This window comes from Sphaerisporangium sp. NPDC049002, from assembly GCF_040649355.1.
In the GTDB taxonomy this organism is placed as follows: domain Bacteria; phylum Actinomycetota; class Actinomycetes; order Streptosporangiales; family Streptosporangiaceae; genus Sphaerisporangium.
In genome coordinates this window covers 1-4,382 of sequence record NZ_JBEZFH010000352.1, presented here as the reverse complement: position 1 = coordinate 4,382, position 4,382 = coordinate 1, and the positions used below count along the sequence as shown (strand labels likewise).

General features: G+C 70.4%; 4 protein-coding genes. 1 reads left to right on the top strand and 3 read right to left on the bottom strand.

The features are described 5' to 3' along the window. The 3 genes from AB0B89_RS35150 to AB0B89_RS35140 all read right to left on the bottom strand — a co-directional run. Nucleotides 1-759: energy-coupling factor transporter transmembrane component T (locus tag AB0B89_RS35150; protein ID WP_358561721.1), on the bottom strand; the 759-nt coding region annotated here is incomplete at its 3' end. Between the two features lie 4 nt (nucleotides 760-763). Then, complete coding sequence (locus AB0B89_RS35145) at nucleotides 764-1,327, bottom strand: ECF transporter S component (RefSeq protein ID WP_358561718.1); 564 nt, start codon at nucleotides 1,325-1,327, stop codon at nucleotides 764-766. Further along, nucleotides 1,327-2,982 carry an ABC transporter ATP-binding protein gene (locus tag AB0B89_RS35140; RefSeq protein ID WP_358561715.1) on the bottom strand — a complete coding sequence of 552 codons (1,656 nt, stop codon included), beginning with the start codon at nucleotides 2,980-2,982 and terminating at the stop codon, nucleotides 1,327-1,329. The genes AB0B89_RS35145 and AB0B89_RS35140 overlap by 1 nt, the downstream gene beginning before the upstream one ends. Before the next feature lie 529 nt (nucleotides 2,983-3,511). Here AB0B89_RS35140 and AB0B89_RS35135 point away from each other — a divergent pair. Then, nucleotides 3,512-4,330 (top strand): tyrosine-protein phosphatase, encoded by an 819-nt coding sequence (locus tag AB0B89_RS35135; RefSeq protein ID WP_358561712.1) that lies wholly within the window; start codon nucleotides 3,512-3,514, stop codon nucleotides 4,328-4,330. The last annotated feature ends 52 nt before the right edge of the window (nucleotides 4,331-4,382 follow it).

Below are 4,382 nucleotides of genomic sequence, written 5' to 3'. Positions count from 1 at the left end.
AGCACCACCGAGGCGAACGCCAGCGGCACCACCTTGGCGATGACCGAGAACGTGAGCGTGTCCACGAAACCCTCGAACCCGCTGGAGAAGCTCAGGGGCGTTCACGGTGTCCTCCGCGTCGATCAGCGCGTTCACCGTCACGGGAACGACGACCGGCTTCAGCGCGATCAGCCTCTTCACCGGGTTGCGGGTGCGGCTGTGCTCGTACCCCCTGAGCCGTTGCGCGTCCACGGTCTCCTGGAGGCTCGCCCACGTGGAGGGCAGGAACCGGAAGGTCAGGTCGACGCCGTAGGCGAGCCGCTGGGACAGCCCGAGCCGCGCGAACGCCACCCCGAGGTCGGAGGGCGCGATGTTGAACGCCACGGGGAACCCGACCATGGCCAGGGAGACGTAGCGCACCAGCAGGGCGGCCGCGTACGACAGGGTCGCCCAGGTGACGGCGGTGTGGGTGACCGGGACGGTGAAAAGGACCTCGGCGCTCCCGCCGGAACGGGTGTCCGCCGAGGTCAGGACGCTGTTCGCCACGACCAGCGCCGTGGTGAAGGTCAGCATGAACGCCCAGTTGGCCCGCACCCCGCGCCACGGGATCCCCGCGGCGCGGTAGTACACCAGGGCGACCGCGGTGCACAGCAGTACGGGCCGGAGGTCGTCGACCCCCGCCACGGCCACGAGGTAGAGCACGGGCACGAGCAGGAGCACGCGCGGATCGCGACGGCTCAGGAACGAACCCGCGCCCAGGTAGCGCGGCGTGACGTCCACCCGGTTACCGTCCGGTCCGCTTGGACAGCGGCTCCCAGATGGCGTCCAGGGCGGGGGTCAGGATGACGACGGCGATGCCGTCGGCGATGAGCGCGGGGATGTAGTTGACGGTGAAGAAGGTGTTGAAGCCGATTCCCTGCACCCAGATGTCCGTGATCACGAAGAGCAGGCCGACGGCGGTGGCGACCAGGGCTCCGAGAGCGGTCACCACCAGGCGCAGGCCCTCGCCGGCGATCGGCGGCAGGTAGGCGAAGATGAGCCCGGCGACGGCGCCGACGAGGCCGTTGGCGACACTCCAGTTCCAGTACTGCAGGCCGTAGCCGGAGATCAGGTCGATGATGGCGTTGCCGACGAAGCCGACGAAGAATCCCGCGATCACGCCGAAGCGCTTGCCGAAGAACGGAACCAGCGCGAAGGCGGGACGGACGGTGACGCTCTGGGTGCCGGGGATGAGGAAGCTGAACAGGCCGAGGACGGCGTAGAGCGCCGCGCCGACCGCGCCGAACACGACCGTGCGCGACGAGATGGCTAAGAGGGGCTCTCGCGGGGTGGTTGCGTCTGTGCTCATCAGGGGGTGGTTCCTTCCTGGGGGGATGGGTTGGAACGTGCGTGGTGCGAAAGGCTCCTGGCGAGATCGAACGGGTGGGGGATCGGGCCCGCGTCGGGCAGGTGCTCGCGTACCGCCCGCACCAGGCTGGTGGCCCGGAGCCCCGCGCGCGACCACACGCCCTCGGCGCGGGCCAGCTCGGCGGGCGAGGCGTCGGCGACCACGCGGCCCTCGTCCACGACGACGACGCGGTCGGCGTAGGTGAGGGCGAGGTCGACGTCGTGGGTGATGAAGTAGACGCTCTCCACGGTTTCCGCGGCCAGGGCGTGCCCGATGAACTCGGTCGTCGTGTGGAGGTCCTGCCCGGCGGTGGGCTCGTCGAGGATCAGCGTGCGGGGTCGCATGGCGAGGGCGAGCGCCACGGTGAGGCGGCGCTGCTGGCCGTACGACAGGGTGCGCGGCGGCCGGTCCATGATGTCCTTCTCGCCGTCGAGGAGTACGGCCCGCAGGACCTTCTCCGACTCCTCGGCGATCTCCGCCGGGCTCCGGCCGAGGTTGCGGGGGCCGAACGCCAGCTCCTGGCCGACGGTGGCGCTGAAGAGCGCCTGCCCGGGGTTCTGGAAGACGTACCCGAAGGTGGTCGCCAGGCTCTTGATCGACCGGTCGGCGACGGGGGAGCCGTCCACGAGGACCTCGCCCCGCGAGGCGGCGACCAGCAGGACGGCGGCGCGCAGCAGCGTGGACTTGCCCGCCCCGTTCGGCCCGAGTACCGCCACCCGCTCGGACGGGCCGAGGGTGAGGTCGGCGCCCGTGAGCACGGTCCGCTCGCCGTACCCGAGGGTGACGTCCCGGTACTCCAGCCTCGGGACGCCGGTGCCGGCCGCGTGGCGGGGCGGCCCCGTGACGGCGGGCAGCTCGGCGGCGCGGTCCATCAGGGTGGAGAACGGCAGCTTGACGTGCCCGACCGGCGCGACCCCGAGGAACCCCTCGACCGGCCCCTGGTAGCGGGTCGTGCCCTCCTCCAGGTAGAGCACCTCGGCCGGCTCGAACTCAAGGATCTCCTCGACCCGGTGCTCGACGACGACGGCGGCGCCTCCGCCGTCGACGAACCTGCGGACCTCCCGCATGAGGCGCAGGCTCGCCGCCGGGTCCAGGTTGGCCAGCGGCTCGTCCACGACCACGACCTTCGGGCGCATCACCAGCACCCCGGCGAAGGCCACCATCTGCAGCTCCCCGCCGCTGAGCCCGGCGGTGGCGCGGTCCAGCAGGTGGGTGATCCCGACGCGGTCGGCCACCTCGGCCGTGCGCCGCCGGATCTCCTCACGCGGCAGGCCGAGGTTCTCCGGGCCGAAGGCGAGCTCGGCCGCCACGGTGGTCCCGACGATCTGCTTGCGCGGGTCCTGCAGCATCGTGCCGACGACCGTGGAGATGTCGCGGATCGTCCGGCCCGCGACCGGTAGCCCGCCCACCAGGACCTCACCGGTCACCTCGGCGCGGTAGGCGTGCGGGACCAGCCCGTTGACCAGGCGGAGCAGCGTGCTCTTGCCGCATCCCGAGGGCCCGCTCACCAGCGTGAGGTCCCCGGGGTTCACGGTGAGGGAGATCGGGCCGAGGGCGTCCTGCCCGGTGGAAAGGTAGCGGACGCTCGCGTCACGGACCTCGATGAGCGCGGTCATGACGGGATCACCCTCTCCTTTCCGACGTGTCGTGGGCGGCGCGGAGCTGACCAACGTGTCGCGGGCGGGGAGCTCGTACCGGGATCTTTGTCCAGAGGAGATTAAAGGGGAGATCTTCGCCTAAGCGCAATTGCTGGTGAAAGGCTTTATTTTGAGCGGTCTGGCCGAATTATGCGCTTTCGGCTAGCTCAATTACGAACAGATGAAGGCCCTGGGGGCGCCAGATTGCGCGGGCGTTTCGTGGCGTATACCCCCCGGCGGACTACGGCGCGGAGCGCTCCGGGGCTGTCGCGGAGGATCCGCGCGACGCCGGCCGGCAGCGCCGGGTCGAGGACGAGCTTCGGGACGGGGGTCCGTGGGTCCACATGATCTTGGGGGAAGGCGGCCGGAGCCCATGCGGGCTCGATCCTTACATCACGCACGGGCCGGCGTCACCGTGGCAGACGCCACGTAACGGACATGTTCTTTTGCCACTGTGCCCTTACCGCCTTCTTCGCATGGACATATAGCGCAGATAGGGTTGCAAGTGATGAATGAACTAACGAGGTGGATAGCTCTTGACGGCGCCGTGAACGTGCGAGACCTCGGCGGTCTTCCCACGGTCGACGGCGAGACGACGACATTCGGGCGGGTACTGCGCTCCGACAACCTCCAAGGCCTGACCGACGCCGACATCGAAAGGCTCGTCGGCGAGATCAAACTGCGCGACGTGGTCGACCTTCGCTCCAACGCCGAGGTCTCCCTCGAAGGACCCGGCCCGCTGACCCGGGTGGCCGAGGTCGCGATCCATCACCTGACCCTCTTCGCCGAGGGCGGCCGGTACACCGACGTCGAGGCCGACACCGGGGACACCGCCGGCACGCGCATCGACGCTGACAAGGTGCTGCCCTGGCAGGGCAGGCGCGAGAACGACCCCGCCGAGGTCAGGGTCCTCGGCTTCTACTACAACTACCTCCGCGACCGCCCCGACTCGGTCCTCGCCGCGCTGCGGGTCCTGGCCCACGGCGACGGCGCGACGATCGTCCACTGCGCTGCGGGCAAGGACCGCACCGGGGTGGTGTGCGCCCTGGCGCTCTCGGTGGCAGGGGTCGAACGCGAGGCGATCGTGGCCGACTACATCGCGACGGGCGACCGCCTGGAGCAGGTGCTCGCCCGGCTGCGGAGCAGCGACACCTACCGTGACGACCTCGACAAGCAGCCCGCCGAGAACCACCTGCCGCGCCGGGAGTACATGGAGAACCTCCTCGGGGCGCTGGACGACCGGCACGCGGGGCCGCTCGGCTGGCTCGACGAGCACGGCTGGACGGCGGAGGACACCGCCGCGCTCCGCTCCCGCCTGCTCGACTGAACCTCGCCGGCCGTGCGGGCGAGCCCGACCTGAACGTATGAAGAAGAACGAC